Annotated in this window: 16 protein-coding genes and 1 pseudogene; 7 read left to right on the top strand and 10 right to left on the bottom strand. The window is 52.4% G+C overall.

What is annotated here, in order from left to right; translation table 11 throughout:
* The first annotated feature begins 162 nt into the window (after nt 1-162).
* Nucleotides 163-1,581 carry an alanine/glycine:cation symporter family protein gene (locus BED41_RS14690; RefSeq protein WP_066748016.1) on the top strand — a complete coding sequence of 473 codons (1,419 nt, stop codon included), beginning with the start codon at nt 163-165 and terminating at the stop codon, nt 1,579-1,581.
* A gap of 16 nt (nt 1,582-1,597) precedes the next feature.
* Nucleotides 1,598-2,737 carry a saccharopine dehydrogenase family protein gene (locus tag BED41_RS14695; protein ID WP_066748019.1) on the top strand — a complete coding sequence of 380 codons (1,140 nt, stop codon included), beginning with the start codon at nt 1,598-1,600 and terminating at the stop codon, nt 2,735-2,737.
* A 98-nt stretch (nt 2,738-2,835) separates the two neighbouring features.
* Here the strand turns inward: BED41_RS14695 and BED41_RS14700 are convergent, their stop codons facing one another.
* The gene (locus tag BED41_RS14700) at nt 2,836-4,011 is read right to left on the bottom strand and encodes an iron-containing alcohol dehydrogenase (RefSeq protein ID WP_084002503.1); all 1,176 of its coding nucleotides are present in this window, start codon (nt 4,009-4,011) and stop codon (nt 2,836-2,838) included.
* Nucleotides 4,012-4,019: 8 nt separating this feature from the next.
* A complete protein-coding gene (locus BED41_RS14705) occupies nt 4,020-4,760 on the bottom strand; it encodes a 2-phosphosulfolactate phosphatase (protein WP_066748022.1) in 741 nt (246 codons plus the stop codon).
* 109 nt (nt 4,761-4,869) lie between these two features.
* Here BED41_RS14705 and BED41_RS14710 point away from each other — a divergent pair, with 109 nt between their 5' ends.
* From BED41_RS14710 to BED41_RS14725, 4 genes are all read left to right on the top strand, one after another.
* Entirely contained in the window at nt 4,870-5,334 is a 465-nt protein-coding gene (locus BED41_RS14710; RefSeq protein WP_066748025.1) for a universal stress protein, read from the top strand.
* A gap of 451 nt (nt 5,335-5,785) precedes the next feature.
* The gene (locus BED41_RS14715) at nt 5,786-6,886 is read left to right on the top strand and encodes an ABC transporter permease (RefSeq protein ID WP_084002504.1); all 1,101 of its coding nucleotides are present in this window, start codon (nt 5,786-5,788) and stop codon (nt 6,884-6,886) included.
* Nucleotides 6,886-7,815 (top strand): ABC transporter permease, encoded by a 930-nt coding sequence (locus BED41_RS14720; protein WP_066748028.1) that lies wholly within the window; start codon nt 6,886-6,888, stop codon nt 7,813-7,815. Before BED41_RS14715 ends, BED41_RS14720 begins: the two co-directional genes overlap by 1 nt.
* Nucleotides 7,816-7,912: 97 nt before the next feature.
* Complete coding sequence (locus BED41_RS14725; RefSeq protein WP_084002505.1) at nt 7,913-9,157, top strand: sugar diacid recognition domain-containing protein; 1,245 nt, start codon at nt 7,913-7,915, stop codon at nt 9,155-9,157.
* A 134-nt stretch (nt 9,158-9,291) separates the two neighbouring features.
* On the opposite strand, the gene dctP is transcribed toward BED41_RS14725, so the two are convergent.
* From dctP to BED41_RS14760, 7 genes are all read right to left on the bottom strand, one after another.
* Nucleotides 9,292-10,332 (bottom strand): TRAP transporter substrate-binding protein DctP, encoded by a 1,041-nt coding sequence (gene dctP / locus BED41_RS14730; protein ID WP_066748034.1) that lies wholly within the window; start codon nt 10,330-10,332, stop codon nt 9,292-9,294.
* Between the two features lie 47 nt (nt 10,333-10,379).
* Nucleotides 10,380-12,155, bottom strand: coding sequence for a cobalamin-dependent protein (locus tag BED41_RS14735; RefSeq protein ID WP_066748037.1), 1,776 nt, complete (start codon nt 12,153-12,155; stop codon nt 10,380-10,382).
* Between the two features lie 179 nt (nt 12,156-12,334).
* Nucleotides 12,335-13,972 carry a hydantoinase/oxoprolinase family protein gene (locus BED41_RS14740; protein ID WP_066748039.1) on the bottom strand — a complete coding sequence of 546 codons (1,638 nt, stop codon included), beginning with the start codon at nt 13,970-13,972 and terminating at the stop codon, nt 12,335-12,337.
* A 66-nt stretch (nt 13,973-14,038) separates the two neighbouring features.
* Nucleotides 14,039-14,836 (bottom strand): pyrroline-5-carboxylate reductase family protein, encoded by a 798-nt coding sequence (locus BED41_RS14745; protein ID WP_066748041.1) that lies wholly within the window; start codon nt 14,834-14,836, stop codon nt 14,039-14,041.
* 21 nt (nt 14,837-14,857) lie between these two features.
* Entirely contained in the window at nt 14,858-16,171 is a 1,314-nt protein-coding gene (locus BED41_RS14750; RefSeq protein ID WP_066748044.1) for a TRAP transporter large permease, read from the bottom strand.
* Between the two features lie 2 nt (nt 16,172-16,173).
* Complete coding sequence (locus BED41_RS14755; RefSeq protein ID WP_168160288.1) at nt 16,174-16,698, bottom strand: TRAP transporter small permease; 525 nt, start codon at nt 16,696-16,698, stop codon at nt 16,174-16,176.
* An 87-nt stretch (nt 16,699-16,785) separates the two neighbouring features.
* Nucleotides 16,786-17,847 carry a TRAP transporter substrate-binding protein gene (locus tag BED41_RS14760; protein WP_066748050.1) on the bottom strand — a complete coding sequence of 354 codons (1,062 nt, stop codon included), beginning with the start codon at nt 17,845-17,847 and terminating at the stop codon, nt 16,786-16,788.
* A 519-nt stretch (nt 17,848-18,366) separates the two neighbouring features.
* Here BED41_RS14760 and BED41_RS17025 point away from each other — a divergent pair.
* A pseudogene (locus tag BED41_RS17025) lies at nt 18,367-18,966 on the top strand (patatin-like phospholipase family protein); the annotation flags it as partial.
* A 1,895-nt stretch (nt 18,967-20,861) separates the two neighbouring features.
* Here BED41_RS17025 and BED41_RS14770 read toward each other — a convergent pair.
* Complete coding sequence (locus BED41_RS14770; protein WP_066748055.1) at nt 20,862-21,299, bottom strand: hypothetical protein; 438 nt, start codon at nt 21,297-21,299, stop codon at nt 20,862-20,864.
* Between the last annotated feature and the right edge of the window lie 169 nt (nt 21,300-21,468).

The following is a 21,468-nucleotide window of genomic DNA, read 5'->3' on the forward strand; positions in this document are numbered from 1 at the left end:
TTCCCCCATTAATGTATCTGTATTTTAAAAAACAAAAAATATTTATTGACAAATCCATGTTGTTTTATATAATAACACATAAATAAATACATTAAAGCATTTTTATAAAAAGGAGGGTAATATGGTTTTTCATCAAGTACAAAATTATAGGAGGTGTGTAAAGTGGTAGATAACTTACTCAATTCCATCGTTTCTTTTCTGTGGGGGCCGCCGTTACTGGTTCTTTTACTTGGTACCGGGGTATATTTTTCTGTATTAACGCGTTGCTGGCAAATAAGGAATTTTTTTAAAGCATTTAAACACTGTTTTTTTACAAAAGATAGCAACGATAATGACAGTGGCAATAATATATCCTCTTATGAGGCAGCTAGTGTAGCTATTGCTGGTTCTATCGGTGCAGGAAATATTGGCGGTGTGGCTGGAGCAATCGCATTAGGTGGACCAGGGGTAGTATTCTGGCTTTGGGCAACGGCGCTTGTTGGAATGATGACAAAGATGGTCGAAGTCACACTAGCCGTATATTTTCGAGAGAAAAATAACGAAGGAAAATTTATCGGCGGTCCAACGTTCTATATGGAGAAGGGGTTAGGAAGCAAAGGGTTTCCCTGGAAAATTATTGCTATCGTTTTTAGTGTAGGTATATTGTTGCAAATGTTCCTAAGCCCTGAAAATTTTTCTGTGTCAGAATCGATGTATGAACTTATAGGTGTCGATAGGATATGGGGAGGCGTCATATATGCAATAGCCTGCTGGGTAGTAATATACGGAGGATTAAGCCGCGTTGCAAAATTTGCATCCCTTATGATGCCATTTATGTCCTTGACATATTTGATTTTGGGTTTATGGATCATTGTTGTTAATTATGAAAGATTACCAGAGGTCATAACATTGATTTTCCGTAATGCATTCACCCCAACAGCTGCTGTGGGAGGTTTTGCCGGAGCGACGTTCATGATTACGGTACGCACAGGTATTGCCAGAGGATTATTCAGCAATGAAGCTGGCTGGGGAACAAGTCCTATGGTGCATGCCTCTGCAAGGAATAAGCATCCCATTGAGCAAGGCATGTGGGGAATGATGGAAGTTTTCATAGACACAATGGTCGTGTGTACTATAACCGCCCTTGTCATTCTAGTATCGGGCGAATGGGCCTCTGGAGCTGCTGGTGTTACATTGACAATGAGAAGTTTCCAGCATGGACTGGGTGGTTTTGCAAAATATTTCATCGCGATAGCCCTATTCCTTTTTTGCTGGACAACACAAACCGGATGGTTTTGTTATCACCAAATGCTCATCAAGCATGTTTTTAGAGATTATCCAAAAGCATGTAATTTTTTAGCAAAAGCTCAGCAATGTACGCAGCCACTTTATGGGTTGATAATGACAATCTTGATAGTTATATTCGGTGTGCAAACAAAATATGCTTGGCTGGTTGTTGATATCTCGTCCGCCATACCAACTTTCATCAATCTTTTTGTCATAATCTTCCTAACTAAGAAATTCCTTTCTGTGCTGAATGATTTTGAAGGGCCAAAGAAATTATATGGTAAAGAACTATACGATTCAGTAAAAATTGACTAATAAGGAGATAAGAAAAATGAAAAAAGTATTGGTTGCGGGATGCGGCTTAGTCGGTAAAACAATAGCGCTCGATCTTTCCCAGGATTTTGATGTAACAGTTATGGATCCGTCAGAATCTTCACTGGCATCTATAGACAATCCTAATATAAAAAAAATCAGAAAGTCTGTCACAGACGCTGACAGTCTTTTTGAGATCGCAAAAGATATGGATGTTGTCTGCGGCCTTGTGCCTCAACCGTTCTTAAAACAGCTGCATACTCAAATAATCGATATAGGGAAAAATTATGTAAGCCCCTCCGGCTATAGGTTAAGCGAAGGATTAGACACTCTTGCAAAAAAACGTGGATGTACTGGTGTCTGCGATATTGGAATTGCTCCTGGGATGTCAAACTATCTTTTAGCAAAAGGTGCAGAAATGCTGGAAGAACTTGATTTTGGATGTATCTATGTGACAGGAATACCAGACAAGCTAGACCCTCCGTTCAATTACAGGATCGTATTCTGCCTTGAAGACACAATGAGGGAATATTGCCGTCCAGCAAGATATATAAAAGATGGACAACTCACAACAGCACCAGCTCTTAGCGGCATCGAAGATGTCTATATACCGGGAATTGGTAAACTTGAAGCATTCTTTACCGATGGCCTTTGTTCTGCCGCGGATAATATAAAAGGCAACTATATAGCAGAAAAAACTATGCGCTGGCCGGGATATGTAGACACCATAAATGTATTAAAAGCAGCAGGGTGCTTTGGCACAGAGCCAATTAGGGTCGATGGCATGGAAATTGTACCTTTTAATGTAACTGCCGAACTATTGCGTCCTATATGGAAACTACGTCCGGAAAATGGTGACAGAGATCTCACTATAATGAGAATTGTCGCAAAAGGTCCTAGAGAAGGGAAATATGTAACTTATACTTGGGATATGATTGATAAGTTTGACGAAAAAAATAATCTGCATTCTATGGCCAGAACTACCGCATTTCCATGCGCAACCGCAGCTAGGGCCATAGCTAATGGAATTATTTCTGAAAAGGGGTTCTTTACTCCAGAGTTGCTTATTGAAAATAAAAATTTTGATTCCTTCCTTATGTCAGAATTAAAAATTAGAGGAATGAACTTTAAGTTAAGTACACTTATTGAAGAATTATAAAATATAATTTTTCTGTAAATAACATCGATAATGCAGTCTTTTGATTGGTAGGTACAATCAAAAGACTGCATTATTTATATGCTTTTATATTCGCTCCATCACCAGGCTCGTTCGTATATCTTCCTTACCGCCTCTTCCGTCAGCTTTCGTGGATTGTTGCCGATAAGCCGCTTCTCCTTCATCGCCGCGGGGGCCATCCGGGAACAGGCCTCCTTGGGGATGCCGAAGTCGCGCAGGCGCGTCTTTACGCCGCATTCCTCACCGAGCGCGATCATCGCGTCAAGAGCCGCCGAGGCGGCGCGCTCCGGGCTCATGCCCTCCGTCCTTATCCCCATCGCCTCCGCGATCGGCACAAACTTCTCCGAGCAGCCCTCAAGGTTATACTCCATCACCCAGCGCAGCATCGCCGTGTTAGCTTCGCCGTGCGGCACATGGAACTCGCCGCCGAGCGGATAGGCCATCGCGTGAACGCCGGCGGTGCCGGACATCGCAAAGGCCATTCCCGCCGTGAGGCTGCCGTAGGCCTGCGCGGTGCGCGCCCCGATATTGCCTGGCTCGCGCACGCAGAGGGCGAGATTGGGAACGATCTTCCTTATCGCGGCGAGGGCCAGATCCTGCGTCAGCCGGTTCGTGCCCAGCGAAAGATACGACTCAACGGCGTGCACCAGCGCGTCCATCCCCGCGGCGGCGGTGATATGGGCCGGCAGGCCGAGAGTCAGCAGCGGATCGACGAGCGCGGCGTCGGCGACCATATTGCCGCTCGCAACGCCCTTTTTCATCTTATCCTCCGGGAAAGAGAATACGGCGACCGCCGAGACCTCCGAACCGCTGCCCGCCGTCGTCGGAATCATCACCGTCGGCAGGCCGCGAGCTGGCACCCGCTCCGAACCGACCATCTCGTCCACCCTTATCGCGGGATACTTCGCAAGCACCGCCGCCATTTTGGCAAAATCCATTGAACTGCCGCCGCCGAAGGCGATGAGACAGTCCCCGCCAAAGTCACGAATATCCGCCGCAGCCCTGTAAAGGAGAGCGGCGGGCGGCTCCGGCTCCACCTCGCGCCAGTGCAGCGGTTCCATGCCCGCGGCCTTCGCCCCGTCAAGCAGCCGGGCCAGCTCCGAGCTCTCCGCCATGCTGCGTCCGGTCACAAAGACGGGCCGCTTCGCTCCTAAGGCCGCCGCCTTCGAGGCGGCCAGCGCGGAACAGCCGGCCTCGAAGATGACCTCGCGCGGCATACGGAAATTGAACGGACGCGTCATAATGTCATCCATCATATCCTCTCCTATCTGCCGACCAGCGCGGGCACGCCGTCGACATCCTTTAATACCGGCACCGTAGAGCTTGAGTCGACCTCGCCGCAGAAAAACAGGTCGTTGTCAAAGCCAAGCCCAGAGAGAATCTTCCCGTGCGTCGACTCCTGACAGACCACTGTGATATCAGGGCCGAAATGGTGCCAGAGCGCCATCGCCGACATCGCGCCGTCGGTGAGCTCCATCTCTTCCGCGCCGTTCGCGGGGGCGAGGGCCAGCAGTTTCTCTACCAGCATCCCTGCGCAGACCGTATCCTCGAGCGAAAACTCGCCGTTGCGCCCGGCGCAGATTATCCCGACATTATTTCCCGAACAGAGGGCGTCCCAGCAGACCGCCTCCGCGTTGCGCGCGCAGCCGGCGAGCACGCGCCCGCAGCCCTCGGCGGCGCGCATCAGCGCGCGCGTACCGTTCGAGGTGGTAATGATCGCAAACTCCGGCACACCGGCCTCCAGCAGCTCCAGCGGCGAATTGCCGAAATCGAAGCCCGGCGCGGGCAGACCGCCGCGCTCTCCCATGATCTTCCAGTCTTTGCCGAGCCGCTCCTTCATCTCAAAGGCCGCCTCAACCTCCTTCAGCGGGACGAGCACGCTGCCGCCGCCGTCGAAAAAGGTGGTGATCTGGGTGGTCGCGCGCAGGAGATCCACCACTATCCGTACATCATGATCCTTAAAAACTTCAGAGGGAAGAAATGCAACATCAAATATGTATTTCAACTGACCAAGCCTCCGTCAATTTTATTGATAATATTGATTAATCTGTACAACGTACAACTAGAGATTATAATAGAAATGCAAAAATAAGACAGAGGAGGGAACAACTATTATGAAAATGTTGATCGCAGTGGATTTTAGCCCCGTCGGACGCGAGGCGGCCTTCAACGGCTACCGTTACGCGCAGCAGCTGGGAGCGGACGTCACCTTTCTCCACATAGTCCCCGCGATGGCTACGCCGCTCGAGGGCTACAACATGCACTTTTACATCACCCCCGAAGCCCGCAGCACAGAAGAAAAGGTCAAAGCGGCGGCGGCCAAAGAGATCAATACGCTGGTCGATGAGATCAAAGAAAAATACGGCGCGCTGCCCGACGGGCATAAATGCGGCGTCAGCGTGAACGTGGCGGACAACCCCGGAAGCGAAATCATCCGCGTAGCCGACAGCGACGGCTATAGCATCATCGTAATTGGAAACAAGGGCTACACGACGCTGGAACGCATGATCCTCGGCAGCACCGCGCTGAAGGTCGTCAACCAGGCTAAGTGTTCTGTTCTTCTTTATCGTCACCAATAAATCGGCGTTTATAAGCACGATTTGCGTCATAAAACGGGGGCCCCGAATCCTCACCGTATGAAGATACGGTTCCGGTATCGGAGCCCCCGTTTCATTTAGCAACTCGCACTTCTAAACGCCGATTTCCTTCGGGTTGGGAAAAGAGATAAATATGGATTTAGCTCTGTTTTATCATGCAGGGTCAAACCCTGCATGACAAAACAGAGGCAACTTAATGCCTTCATGTAACATTAAAATCAAATTTCGCATAACAACAGTAAAATCGGCGCGAAGAAGTGCCGTAGGATAAATAAGCCGGTCTCTGAGTACCGGAGCCGTATTGTTCATACGGCGAGGACACTCAGGGGCCGGCTTATGACGCATACGGTGCTTATTCGCGCCGATTTTAGCCGATTTGAGATGTAAAATGCTATAATCATCAGTTGTATATCCGTGATCTGGAGGCTTTGTGATGATTCGACTGAAGTTTGAACCCCGCCTTTACAATCCCCCCTGGGTAAACGTCCTCATTCCCGTCGCGGCGGTCATTTTCGGACTCCTGGCCGGCGGCGTGCTCTTTGCCTTCCTTGGAGTGAATCCATTGAAAGCCTATCATGAGGTGCTTAAAGGAGCACTCGGAAGCAGCTACGGAATCAGCGAGATCGTCACCAAGGCGATACCGCTGACGCTGACGGCGCTTGGCGGCCTGATCTGTTACAAGATGCTCGTCTGGAACATTGGCGGCGAGGGGCAGCTCTGCCTCGGAGCGATCGCCACCGTCGCCGTCGTGCGCTATTTCCCCGTAGACAACTGGGTTGTAATGTTCGTAATGATGTTCGCTGCGGGAGCCGCCGCGGGCGGCCTGTGGTGCATGCTCGCCGGTGTTCTGAAGGCGCGCTGGAACGTCAACGAGACGATTACGACGCTGATGCTCAATTATATCGGTATAAATCTCAGCGAATATTTCATATACGGACCGTGGAAGGACCCGATGAGCATGGGCTTTCCCTTCACACCCAATTTCCCCGACGCGGCGCGCCTCTGGGTCTTCGGCAATACGCGCATCCACGGCGGCATCTTCATCGCGCTGGCGATCGCGGTCGTCTTTCAAATTATATTGAAGCGCAGCAAGTGGGGCTACGAGATCTCGGTGATCGGCGAGAACCCGCGCGCGGCACGCTACGCCGGTATCGATATCTCAAAGAATATTCTCCTGGTCACCTTCATCGGCGGCGCGGTGGCGGGGCTCGCGGGAATGAGCGAGATGGCGGGCCTATACGGACGCATGAGCCGCGGCTTCTCGATGGGCTACGGCTATACCGGCATTCTCGTCGCCTGGCTCGCGCGCCTCTCTCCGATATATGTTCCGCTCGTCGCCTTTCTCATGGGCATACTGCTTGTCGGCGGCGACACGCTGCAGGTGGTAATGGGGCTGCCGCTGGCGAGCCTCCAGATTTTGCAGGGGCTGATATTGTTTTCCGTACTCGCCGCGGAGACCCTGTCCCGTTTTAAGATATCTGTGGTACATGTTGAAAGAGAAAAGGCCGCCTCCGGCGGCGGGGAGGAAGCGTAATGGAATTTCTCACAGTGGTGCTCGCGGCTGCGGTAAGAAGCGGAACCCCGGTGCTATACGCCTCTCTCGGAGAGGTAATTTCCGAGAGAGCAGGCGTGATGAATCTCGGCCTTGAGGGCATTATGCTGGTCGGCGCTTACGCCGGTTTTGCCGTGACGATGACGACGGGCAATCCCTGGCTCGGCATCGCCGCCTCCTTCGCAGCGGGCTGCGCGATAACGCTGATACACGCCTTCCTCTGTATAACGCTGATGTGCAACCAGGTCGTGAGCGGCCTCGCGATGGTGCTCACCGGTTACGGCCTCTCCGCGCTGATGGGACGCACGGCGATCGGCCAGACGATACAGGGGATGAAGCAGATGAATCTGCCGCTGCTCGCCGATATCCCCTTTATCGGACCGATATTTTTTCAGCATAACGCGATGGTCTATCTCTCGTACCTCCTCGTGATACTCCTCTGCTGGTTCATCTTCTTTACGCGCCCTGGGCTCAACCTGCGCGCCGTGGGAGAGAACCCGCGCGCGGCGGACGCGATGGGGCTTCCAGTCACGAGGATACGTTATTTTTACTGCATCCTTGGCGGCGGCCTGGCAGGAGTGGGCGGCGGCTATCTTTCCGTCGTTTACGCGCAGATGTGGATCGAGGGGATGACCGCCGGACGCGGCTGGATCGCGGTGGCCCTCGTAATCTTCGGGCTCTGGAATCCCGCGCGCGCGGCGCTCGGAGCCTACCTTTTCGGCGGCGTTGAAGCTTTGCAGCTGCGGCTGCAGGCGATGGGCTCCACAATCTCCACCTCTTTGCTTATGACGCTGCCATATATTATGACTATAATCGTATTAACCGCCGTCTCTGTTAAGGCCGGCAAGGGCCGGCTGCTGGGCGCGCCGGCGGCGCTGGGGGTACCCTTCCGCAGGGAGGATAGGGAGTAAATACCGTCAGTATGCGCAGACAGACAGTCAGGATAATGTTACGGAGTATCCGCACCGCATCCGGCGGATATCCGGTTAGCCCGAGTACAGGAGTAAGATGATGCTATCAAAATATGCGCAGGAAATTTCGGAATATCTCAGTTCGATGATGGGCCGCAGTATCATCATCACGGATATCAACGGGATCATTATCGGCTCTCCCGCAAAGGAGAGGATCGGAGACTTTCATCCGCCCTCCATCCCCTGCATAAAGTATAAGAAGATGAGCTTTGACGACGCGGAGGCGGCGAAGAAGCTCGGCGTATGGTATCCGGGCTCCACGGTGCCGCTCTTCTATAACGGACGCGTCATCGGCACCTTCGCGATCGCGGGGGAGCCGGAGATCGTGCTGCAGTTCTCGATGCTGGTGAAGAATCAGATAGAGAGCATGCTGCGCGAAAAGATACTCTCCCCCACCATGAGCTCACCGCAGAAGAAGATAAACGATCTCGTCCGCGAAATCAGCCTCTTCGACCCGAGCAGCGACGACCACACGTCGCTGACAAAGCGCGCAGAACAGTTCGGGATCGAGCTTGACAGACCGCGCGGCGTGATCGCCGTCTTTTTCTCGAATTTTCGCGGCCTGGGACTTGAAAAGAACCCGGTGAAGATATCCTACGAGAACTATTCCGACCCGATAGAGGACGAGATAGATTATTCCTCGATGCATGGGCGCGTCATTGTGCTGCTGCGGGAGATCTTCCCCGATCCCCAGACGATCATTGCAAGCGTGGCACGTGATCGCTTTGTCGTGATACGCCCCTGCGACATCTCCGATGAGAAGCGTCTGGACGAGGATGTCGAGAGATCGGGCGAGGCCGCCGAGGAGATATACAACAGGCTGAAAGAGGCCTCCTTGGAGACGATCATCGGCGTGGGGCACCCCGCGCGCAATCTTTTCGAGCTGCCGAACGCCTACCGAAACGCCTGGGACGTCGCCGGGATCGCCGAAAAGCTGTCGCTGCCCCCCGGCGCCTATACCTTCAACAGGCTGCTGCTGGAGGAGATGCTGATCTCGGTAAAACCGCACGTATCTCTGCGCTTTATTGAGAAGAAGCTCGCAGCGCTCGGCAGCGACGGCGACGCGCACGACCTGCTGGAGACATTCAAAGTCTACTGTGAAACATTTTTCAGTAAGCAGCAGGCCGCCGAAAGGCTCCACCTGCACAGAAACACCCTCTCTTACCGCCTGCAAAAGGTAGAGGAGCGCCTCGGCATCTCGATGCAGGATTTCAAGCAGGTGACCGCCTTCTATCTCGCGCTTTACATGAGGGAGCTCGGAAACCGCGGCGGCAGCCGCTGACTCACGGATAAATATATACGGTTAAAAGAAGAGGGCCGTGCTCATACACGGCCCTCTTCTTCTGTTGGGGTTGAAACGGCATATCTTGTTTTACGCGGTGCCTCCGCCTTCAGAGTGCGCCGCCGCGGATGTCTTTATTGTTTGGTGCTGTTCAGTATATTTTTCATCTCCGTGCGGAACTCGTCCATCAGTCCTTTGCCCTTTGTGCTGTCAAGCTGGCCCCAGGTCGCCGCAAAGGCCTCCATGAGCGGACGGAGCTGTTCCGTAGTGTAGGTATGGACCTTGATACCCTTTTTCCTCATCAGGTCGAGATATTTTTTGTCATTGGCCTCCGCGTTCTTTATTGAAAGCGCAGCCTGCTTGTTGACCTCTTCCTGAAGGATCTTTTTATCGCCGTCGGAGAGTTTGTCCCAGACCTTGGCGCTGATCATGATCCCAAGGCATTCCGTGTTTTTATTCAGGTTGTACCAGTTCTTGATGACGTCGCCGAGCGCCGTGTAGGCCGCCACGATCGAGTAGCCGGTGTCTCCGTCGCATACGCCCGTCTGCATCGACTGATAGACATCGGCAAAGGGGATGGAGATCGTGCGGTATTTCGCGCCTTCAAGGGCCGTCTTAAAGACATCCATGTTCGGTATGCGAAGCAGTACGCCATGATCGACCTTCGGGTTGAGCGGGTCTCTCATCTCTTTCACGGTGCCGATGCCGACCATGCCCTCAAGATACATGCCAAGGAGCTTGACGCCGAGGGCCTTGTTGAATTCATCCATCTTTTTGAAGAACCAGCCGTTTGGGTCATAGACCTTCGCGACCTGTTCGTAGCTGCTGGTGTAGCCCTGTACGTAGATGAGGTCCATCCTGCTGTCGAACTGGCTCGGGAAGGAGATGGCCGCCATCTCGACGGTGCCGCGGATGAGCTCTTCATAGACGAGGGAATAATCGCCGAGCTGGTTGGCGGGGTATACCTTGATCTGGATACGTCCGTCAGTCTTTTTTTCGACCGCCTTCGCGATCTCGTTCATCGACGTCGTCGCGTAGTGGTCAGGTGGATTTTGTCCGGCAAACTTAAGGATGACCGGCGCGGCCTGCGCGCTCTGCGCGCAGCAAAGCAGCAGCATCAGCGCGGCCGCCGCGAACGATGAAGCGAAAAACCTGAAAAAACCCTTGTGTAGCATGATAAATCTCCCCTTTTATATGTATATAATTACAAAGCCCAAGGCCTTTATCGGCAAAAATGTTCTTTCGCGGCGGCGGCGCGCTCCGGCAGCAGCCACAGGTCGGTCACCACGGCTATCCCCATCTCCTCAAGCTCCCCACTCACCTCTGCCGGCGTCGTTCCCTCCGCCGTGTTCTGGTTGAGCACGCCGCCCATGCAGACGGGGACTTTATAGTCCTCTTCTTCCATCTCGTCGAGCAGATTGCGGGCGTACTCCAGGGCCATGCCGTTGTGCGTGCTGATGAAGACCATCTCCGAACCGCGCTTCGCCGCCTCCGAGACCACCTCGTCGGGGTTGCGTTCAGCGCCGATGTTGTCCACCAGTGCCCCCGCCGCCGATAGCAGGCGGTCTATGAGCAGCAGTCCGTGTTCGTGTACGTCAGTCGAGGCCAGCAGCACCTTTATGCCGGAGAGTTTTTCGCGCGCCTCGCCGCTCTCGTAGCGCGGACGCCAGATATCGACCTGCGCCAGCGTCATGGTAAAGATATCGTTGGGGATCGGCGGGTTATCCTCCGCCGCCGTTTTACTCCGCGCTCCGGGATTTAGTTCGTCCTCAAAGGCGCGCGGGCCGATACACTTCAATATATAGAGCATCTGGACGGCGTCTCTTGTATCGACGCCGCAGTCCGCGAAGAAATCCAGTGCGCTGTGGAAGATGGCCTTTCCCTTCGTGCAGATAGATGAGGCAAATTTTTTGCTCGCCGTGAAGTCAAAGTGCGGGTGCATGCGGCGCGCGATACGTTCTATCTCACGGGTCCAGAGCTGGACCTCGCAGATCTCCTCCAGCGAGGGGGCGCGCAGCGCCTCGGTGAAGGGAACGGGCATCAGTCCGTGCCCGGTAGGACATTCCAGCTGCGCCATGATGTCCCACAGCAGATATTCGGCGGTCAGCGAACGGTTCTTTTCCGGATCGCGGTCCGAGGATATCGTATCTCCGTAGAACATCGAACCGATGCAGTCATGGTCGTGTATCTCATCAAGCGCAAAGACCCAGCCCGAGCGCTTTACGGGGTCCGAAACGAGGCCGCCCACGCAGTGGGCCAGCTTAGCTCCGAGAAGCTCTTCGACGATGTATCTTTCAAGGTAGGCCCAGGCCGCGCTTGTCGCGCAGTCAAGGAAGAGGGCTCCGAAGCCGTCGTCGAGGTAGGAGTGCATCAGCGCCCCCTTATCTCTCAGCGCCCCCATAATGCCTATCGCCTTGACGGTCTCGACCGTAGTGATGTCCGTGCGCTTCCACATCGGCGCCTCGTGGGCGAAAAACTGCGAAAGATTACCCACCGTTGTCACGCCGGCGCGCAGCGCCGCCATAGCGTTTACCGTCGAGGCGGGGAAACCGATGATGAAGTCCCCCATGTGCGGCTGGATTGGCGCGGCCTGCCCCACCTCGCGCCAGTCGTCGTCGTTTTCAAGATATGGGCCGCTCTCCTGCGGCGCCGACTTTCTCATCTCCGGCGGCAGAGACATGCGGCGGTCAAGGCAGATACCGGCGCGGTCGAGTATAAAACCGTTATCCTGCGCGAAGTTATAGACTCCGTCAAGCGCCTTGGCCGTCTCCTTCCAAGTGTTCATGCCGATGTGGGCATGGTACATGATCCGCCCCTCTTTGATACAGCGGCGCTTATATTCGAGCTCTGACGAAACGTCATATTTATCCATAAATTTTGTGCGGCCTATAGTTATCTCAGAGGCAAGCCTGCGCGATTCGTCCATGACGTCCCGCGCCTTTGGAAGCGGCGTCTCCTTCAATATGTTGGCGATACGTTCTTTCAATGAAATTATCATTATCAATGCCTCCAAATTGTATAGACCCTGCAGCTTATGGCCCATACTTTATATGAATTTAGAAATGGCGTCATCGTAAAGAGCCGATGAAAGATTGACTCCATAAGATTTAATTTTTGTGCATAATAAATAATTAGATGAACTTTTTGAAGAAATCAGACAAATTATACGCCACTTATTTATGCACCATGCACAATGGCCTTGCCGTTCAGAGCAACTGACGCAAGCGACAGAAGGGATCTCTCTTTCCCAATATATTCGCGTTCCTCGCTGATCTCGGCGGCGGCCTCCAGAAAGCCCATCTGCGCCGCCTGCTCTATCAGATATTTCTCGAGAGCCGCGCGGGACCTTGAATAAACGGACTCAAAATCCGTTCCTCTTATCTGACCGGCGGGAAGAAAGGCGTAAAAGTTCCCGTCAAAGAAGCTGTGCAGGATGGATACGGTGCAGGACAGCGAGAGCGAGCTGGAGGCCGCGCCTACGGCGCTCGCGATCGCCGCCTCTTCCGGCACCGAGCAGTCCCCGCCACAGGCAAAAGAGGCGACTGGCGCGCCGACGCAGATACGCCGAGACTCTTCGCCGCTCCCGTGAAGCGCCTCCGACAGCCGCTTCGACACTTCGCCGCGCACAAGACGCGCGAACTCCACCGCCGAGACGCCCAGTCTGCCGCCATATTCATTTGAGGCGCGGAGGCTCCTGCCGCAGCTGCCGATCGCCGCCGCGCCAAGGGCGGAGAGCGCGTCGCTCGGCGTATAGCCGCATTCCTCTCCCTCGGAGGTACGGCAGTAGGGACGCACCCTCTCGGGGCCGACGGTGAGCTCTCCTCCTTTGCCAAGTTTCACCGCGCTGTCGCCGCCAAGGGCGATCGAATGTATCTCAAGCGAGGGGATCATCGTACGGTAACTCCCGATCGAGGCGCCCTCCTTTGAATAGACGGCCTTTCCCCCTTTCACGACGCCGATGTCCGTAGAGGTGCCGCCCATGTCGGCGACGACAGCGTCCTCATCGCGCACGCCGCCGAGCAGCATCGCGCCGCGCATGCTCGCCGCGGGGCCGGAGAATACCGTCTCCAGCGGGAAGCGCGCGCACCATTGTCCGCAGACGAGCGAGCTGTCGCTGCGCAGGAACATCACGGGGCAGCGGAGGCCATGCGAGGCCGCGCAAAACTCAACGCCTTGGATAAGGCGCTCCGTAACCTCCATCAGGGAAGAATTCAGAAAGGCCGTCACGGTACGCTTCACAGAGTTCAGCTTTGAGCGGGCCATCTCGTGGCCGCAGGTGATCCCAGCGCAGCCGGCGGCCCTGATAATTCCGGCGGCCTCCATCTCATGCAGGGGGTTGCGCGGAGAATAGAGCGACGAGACGGCGAAATAGCCGCCCGCCTCTTCCCTGGCGAAACGCGTCAGCGCCTCGCGGTCAAGCGGCTCGCGCTCCTTGCCCCAGCCGTTATGGCCGCCGCGGACGGAGAGCAGCGCCGCCGGCGAGACGGTCCGCAGTATCTCATCCTTTATATGGGGAAAATCCTCATAGCCGATCAGCACCAGCGCCACTGGGGCGCCCTTGCCCTCGAGCAGGGCGTTGGTCGAAAGCGTTGTGGAAATGTTGAGCGAGATTATCTCCTCGGAGTCAGCGGTACGAAGCAGCCTGCCCAAAGCGGCTTCGATCGAATCCCGATAATCCGCGTGGTTGGTTGGAATTTTCTCTGAGGATATGATACGGCGCTCCTCCGTATCGTAAAGCACCCCGTCTGTGTTGGTACCGCCGACGTCGATACCTATTGTGAGCCTCTTTCGCCTGTTTTCCCGCTCTTTCCGCATAAACACCCTCCAAAATGATCCCGGCGGTTTCCCGGCGGCCTTCGCGCGGCGTATCTTCAGCCGCCGTTAATTTTCTTTATTAAATCCCTTGGACCTCTCCCACGCGGCGCGGTAAGACTCCTTAACGGCGGCGCGGAAATTCATCTGGTCCATAACGCGCAGGCTCTCCACCGAGGTACCCGCCGGCGTGCACGATTTTACGATCAGCTCGTTTAAATTGAAGCCGTTCTTCTCCCACATCTTTAGACAGCCCATTACCGTCTGAAAGACCATCGCCGACGAAGTTTCGCGGTCAAGGCCGCAGAGGACCGAGGCGTCTATCATCGTCTCAAAAAAGGTCAGCACGGGGGCGGGGCTTGTCAGTGAGGTGAAGATGTCTATCTTGTCCTCCGGGACGATAAAAGATTTTCCAAACAGGCCGACCAGCTTCATGATACTTTCGACCTGCTCCCCGTCCGCATTCCCGCTGATCGTCACTGGTATCGCCCCCTCCCCGATCCCACTGGGAGGATTGGGGAGTATCCGCGCGACGACGGCATCGGGAAGCTCACTCCGGTAGAGGCCTGTTGAGATTCCCGCACTGACCGATATCAAAATACGGCCGCGCAGGCAGGTATCTTTCAGTTCATCGATAACCTTGCGAACGATATGCGGCTGTACGCATACGAAGGTAAAATCCGACCGTGAAACAGCCTCACAGTTGTCCGCCGCCACGGAGACGCCAAACCTCCGCTTCAGCTCCGCGCATCTATTTCCGTCGGGGTCTGAAATCGTCAGATCATCCGCCTCGAACATTACGTCGGAGACAAGATGGTTTATCAGAAGCTCTGTAATATGACCCGCGCCAATGAATGATATTCTCATGTTTCGTACCTCCTGTTTCTTTTAATTCTGCATCAGCTGTGGAAGCCATAATGCAATTTGTGGAAATGCGATTATAATAGCCAGCCCTATTATCTGTAGAATTATGAACGGTATTGCGGCAGAATATATCTCTTCGATAGCGACATCCTTAGGAGCAGCTCCCTTCATGTAAAACAGGGTAAAACCAAAAGGCGGAGAAAGGTAAGCCACTTGTAAAAGGACCATGAAGATGAGTCCCCACCACAGAGGGTTGAACCCAGCTTTAGCGATTAAAGGAGAAACGATAGGGGCGGCAAGCATTATCATTGCCGCTGGTTCAAGAAACATTCCTAAAATAAAAATAAATAGTAACGCTACCGCCAGTATCGCCCATGAACCTCCTGGCAGACTCATGGCAATATTGCTAATGAGGACATTGCCACCTATTCCAGAAAATATTGAGCCAAATGCGGAAGCACCAATGATGATCCAGCAGACCATCGCAGTAATCTCCAATGTTTCCACAGACGCTTCCAAAACAAGCGCTTTTGTGAGCTTTCTATTTAAAGCTACAAGCAGAACAGCACCACCAGCACCGAAAGAGGCTGCTTCGGTTGGAGTCGCAATACCTGTCAATATTGACCCAAGTACGATAATTATAAGCATGCTTGGCAGGAATACATTACGCAGGGCCTCAACTTTCTCTCTTGTTGTAGCACGTTCATTCAAGGGAAGGGATGGACATAGGCTCTTATTAAAATAACTTCTCAATAGAATATACAGTGAATAGATAAACGCTAAAAGTAGCCCACAGGTTATGCCTCCCGCGAAAAGTCCACCAATAGAAACTCCTGTCACCGCACCATAGACAACCATGTTTGTGCTAGGAGGAATCAGTTGTCCTAAGGTTCCCCCAGCCATGACCGAGCCAATTCCTATTTTTCTGTCATATCCATGTTTTGTCATCTGTGGCAGTCCAATCAGCCCAAGGCCGATAACCCCTGCCGCAACAACACCGGAAATCGCACCTAGCATGGCTCCGACAAGTATAGTCGCAACAGCTAAACCTCCGCGCAGAGGTCCCGACCACTTGTAAAACGCGTCATAAAGATCTTCCACTACCCGTGCCTTTTGTAGAACCAATGCCATAAAAATAAAAAGAGGGATAGCGATAAGTGTGAAGTTGTTCATAGTTCCCCACACTGCGGATATCGCCAGGCTTATTCCTCCCGCACCCCACAAGGCAGTACCAAACAACAGTGCGACAATTAGGAGAGAAAACGAAATAGGAATACCGAATGCAAGAGCCAGCATCAGCAAGATGAACATATAAAGAGGAGTATAGTCAAAAACCATAATTATTTATCCTCCTTTAAAGGTTTCAAGTCATCCGAATCGGGTGGTGGTAAAATTATGTTTGCTATAGATTGTAAAGCTATCAATAGAAACGAAACGGGAACAAACCATTTAAACCACCACACAGTTGGGTTAAAGTCTGTTTGATGGACAGATCGCTCATTAATTAGAGTTGATTCATATGCCCATTTACTTGCATAATAGGCCACAGTAAAACAGGCAATAGCTATCATCACATTTGATATTACACTCAATCTTCTCTGCCATTTTGGCGATACATATTTAGGAAGGATGTCGACATTTACGTGTTTGCCTTTTAGCTGACACAAAATACCTCCCATGAGGAAGAATATCCCGTAGATAAATATCGGAACTTCGTACCCCCATGAAGGCATACTGTCAAAGAAATAGCGTTTTGACGTAGCATAAACTATCAATATAATTAAGGGCAGAATAAGAAGAGCGGCAATGTTTCCAATGTTTCTTGACAAATTGCTAATTTTTTCAGCAAAAATCTTTAACATCATCTTTCTCCTACAGTAATCTTTTAATAAAAGGGGCATAATCCCTTAAGGTATGCCCCTTTACCAATATTGCTATGTGGCGAATGTTGGCTATTTATACCCTAATGCCTTTGCTTGTTCTTTATAACCAAGTTCGTTTAGTACCTTTGAATATATTTTTATGAATTCTTTACCTTCTGCCGTCTTACCAGCCTGATCAAGAATTACCTTTGCACCAATTTGACGTGCTTTGTCTACATCTTCTTTAGGTAAAACTATAATTTTAACCTTTTTATTTATCCAGTCCTGTTTTGCCATGATACTCTGTGGCGGATTAGTAATAGCAGAGCGGTATCTTGAGTGGTCTCTGGCAGCCAGAACAATGTCTTTCAGATCCTGCGGCAGGTCGTTCCATGCTTTCGTATTGACAATGAACCCTTTATCTTCGTTAGAACCAAGATGCAGACATGGCTCTATGACATACTTAGTGACTTCGTGCAGCCCCATATCCTTGTTCTCTTTCCAATCAGAAAACTCTGCCGCATCAATTGTTTTCATCTGGAGAGCAGTATATATCTCAGGAGCTGCAATGCTTACGGTATTTGCACCAAGCGCTTTATAGAACAGAGCGCCAATTCCACCAGCACGAATATTCTTACCCTTGAAATCCGACAATTTATTAATGGGGACGACTGAACATAAAATTTCTGGAGGCATAAAGTCCAGCGTACCTAAATATGTAACACCATATTTTTTATATAGTTTTTCTTTTATCGGCATAAGTTGCTCTTCTAGATACATTTCATTGCTAAAATCTGTAATGGGGCATCCAGGACGGTTCCCAAGTACAGCAAACGTCGGATCCTTACTTGACCAGTACCCCGACCAGACAAATCCTGCCTGCACAATCCCATTTTTTACTGAGTCGAAAGAATCGTAAACTGGGAATAAGACACCGGCTCCAAAAGGTTCAATCAAAAGTCGCCCTCCAGAAGCTTTTTTTACAGTTTCGCAAAAATCTACAACTGTTTGATAACGTTCCGTACCAACCATGGAATGTGTCACCAAACGCCACTTATATACCTTATCGGCCGCACTTGAGGGAGCTGTCATTACTGCAAGATACAAAATCACTAAAGAAAATACGATTAAACCTCTGAAAAATCTGTTCATTTCAACTGCCTCCTTTAGTTTTTATAACGTAACACGGTGTAAATAATGTATTTCAAAATATTGAATATGTCATTAGAATGGAGGCACAAAATAAGATTGCATTATCTCATATTGATTGTGCATTTTGCACAAGTATTGATATTTCATGGTACATCTCACATAAACGATTTTGACTCAACGATTTAATATAGTTATCTTGTTAAAAGAACTCTAGGATTTTTAAATACTCATTATTTATTTTTATGTAAAGAGATAGACTTATGGCAGATAAATAGCGTAGAATTATCTTGAGAAAGGGTCTCTCTTTCGTGTTTTTCAGGTATTGTGTGAGGTGGTCAAATGATGAAGCAAATCTTTAAGAATAAAATCTTTTTATCTCTGATTTTGATATTCTTTATTGTGGGAAACCGCGCCGCGGCGGAGGCAGCCGACAGCCTGCCCGGTAAAGATGTCATCCAGGACAAAGAGAGTACGGAGCGAGCGGAGTTTGAGCGGGACAGCCCCGAAACGCGGGTGCACATGCAGAGCTGGGGTTTCCCGCACAAAGAGGGCGTCGTGCTGGTGCTCTGCGGCGGAGGGATGAAGGGGCTCTCGCATCTTGGCGTATTTGAGGTGCTTGAGCGTGAACATATCCCAGTCGCCGCCATCATCGGCACCAGTATGGGCTCGATAATGGGCGGCCTCTACGCCTCAGGCCATACACCTGCCGATATGCGCGAGATACTCTCAAAGGTAGACCTTATGGAGATCATGTCGGGACGCAACCGGACCGATCTTATAAACGGCTACAATAAGCCCGCCACCCCAGGGGATTCGCTCTTTTCTCTCACAATAGATAAAAACAAAAACGAGCAGGGCCGCCTCGGAGCCCTTAACGCGAAGGACCTCTACGCTTTTCTCAGCGAGCTCACATCCACTGTCTCGGTGACGGACTTCGACCACCTTCCCATCCCCTTCGCCGCGGTTGCGACGAACCTGGGGAATGGAGACACCGTCGTCCTGCGCAACGGTAACCTCGCTTCGGCGCTGCGCGCCTCGATGTCGATACCTGTCATCTTCGACCCGTGGCCGATGAACGGCATGCTGCTGGTCGACGGCGGCCTGAAGGCCAATCTGCCTGTCCTCGAGGCAAAAAAGATATTCCCCGGACATCCGATCGTCGCCGTAAACCTTTCACCGGAGGACATCACAAAAAAGAACGAGAGCTTCCGCACGATGTTCGACGTCGCGGCACAGACGCTTGACATCCTTATGGTGCAGCAGATACGTGAGAATCTCGATGCCGCCGACCTCGTCATCACCCCCGACGTGAGCAGTTTCAGCACCTTCGCCTCCGGCGGCTACGACAAGATAATAGACAAGGGCGCGGAGGCGGCCGAAGAGAAAGTTCCCGAGCTGAAAAAGCTTGTCGAAGAAAAATGTCACACCTGGGATCACAGCCAGAGGGAGCGCAGCAGGCGGCATGGGCCGCCGGTAGTCGCCGAAGTCCGCTTCGAAGGCGTGCCGAAGGGCGTCGCGGAAGAGCTCCACGAGAAGTATGAGGACTGGATCGGCAAACCCCTTGATATGAGGCTCGTGGCGGCCACCGTGGCCCAGATATCCACGCGCGACGACATAAAGTCCGTCGACGGACGCACAGAGATCATCTCGCGCGGCTCAGTCGCCGTCATCTTCCAGATCGAGCGGCCCGCTAAATATGAATTCGGCATCGACGGTTACGCGAGCAACCTCTACTGGAACCGCTGGATATCGCTCTCGGCGGTGGTACACGACACTCTGATGGCGGGAGACTCCACTTCGCTCGAGTACCGATTCGGCACAACCTGGGGCGCGATGATGCGCTACTTCACGGTGGAGGACGAAAAGGACTCCCAGTGGGGACTGGTGCTCGCGGGACGCCGCGAGGAATATGAACCGTATAACTACGGCGCCGCCGAGTTTGAGAGATTTACGGCAAAGGCCGCCTGGTATAAGCGGCTTAACGACCGCGCGCGTATTGGTATCGGCTACGGCGCGCAGCGTGTCACTTCGCTGGGTAACGAAGCGATTGAGGATAATGGCCCCTACCTCACCTTCAATTTCAATACCCTCGACGACCCGATCCTGCCGACCAGAGGCATGGTCGTTATGAGCGACCTCTGGTTCCCGATAGACCATAACGTGGTCTCCAACACCCAATTCAGCACCTATGTCCCCATCTTCCAGAGAGGTAAGGTGATCTTCTCCGGCGGCCTCAAAACGGGAGACGCCGACAACCTTGCCTACGCGGCGATGCTCGGCACGCGCGAGGAGCTGTACAGCCTCGGACAGCACCCGCTGGTCGGAGATCAGGCCTACTGGTTCCACCTTGGCATAGAGCGTGTCTTCACCCGTTCGTGGTGGGGCGGGGTCAATATGGAGCTCTTCGGCAACTATGGGCAGGTGATGTACGACTGGAACAGCGCAGACAGCCGCTGGGAGGTAGGTCTTGCGCTCTCCGTCCCGACGAACAATTTCAGCGGCAAGCTGGTCTTCGTATACGACGACGACGGCGGCTTCACGGTAGGCTACACCATCGGGGTGCCGCGGTTCTGGGATGGGCCGCTGCCCTAATAAATCGGCGTTTATAAGCACGATTTGCGTCATAAAACGGGGGCCCCGAATCCTCACCGTATGAAGATACGGTTCCGGTATCGGAGCCCCCGTTTCATTTAGCAACTCGCACTTCTAAACGCCGATTTCCTTCGGGTAGGAAAAGATGTAAATAACGATTTAGCTTCGAGTGGGGAGAAGATAAATTGCGGTTTATCGTCCAGCATATTGAGGCAAAAGCCGCCGTGTGCCCCTGCCTTGTCGCGCCGGCCTCTGAGCCGGAGACCAGTGGCTCTAGGGCTAACTCACGACATAAGGCAATGTCCCCGCCACAGGGCGGGGACATTTTCAAATTATCCATATTGCCGCGGCATTCGGATGCCTTTGCCGTAGGATTCGGAGCCACCGTTTTATGACGCAAATCGTGCTTATAAACGCCGATTTTAGATGATGAGCTTGCCGCCCTTCTTACCCGCCGCCGCATCGAGCTGGTTCAGGACGTTCGCGCCGGCCACTTCGATCTTCGGCTTCTTCGCCGCCTCTTCGCGGGCGTACTCCTGAAGCTTCTTTTCGTAATCGGCCATCGACTGTTTTATGCCGTCGACGTCGCCCTTGATCCACTGAAGGATGCCGTCGGTGATCGTCTTATACATAGCATCGTCAGGCTCGGCCTGTATCACGCCCAGCTCCTTGAGCATGCGATACTCGTCCTTCACGGATTCAAGGATGTCATCGTCCGTGAGTATGCCCTTTTTGTAAAGGACCCGGTTTATGATGTTCTGTTTCGTTTTGCTGTTCTCGTCGCTCGCGGAGAGAGACTCAACGCGCTGAAGAAGCATTGAGATGATCTCTTCGAGGCTTATCTGCATAGGTGCCGCCATTTCTATTCCTCCTGCCAAATTGATTTTCACAGTACATTTTATCACAGCATGCGTTACCTTAATTGTCGGAAGCTATAATTTTATTTATAGTGAAACTACGGATTGTAAAAAACGGCCGGCGATAGTAAATAAAAGCGGTAAATCAGATATAATAAGGGCAGCAAGAACC

Origin of the sequence: Cloacibacillus porcorum (assembly GCF_001701045.1) — a bacterium.
GTDB lineage: Bacteria > Synergistota > Synergistia > Synergistales > Synergistaceae > Cloacibacillus > Cloacibacillus porcorum.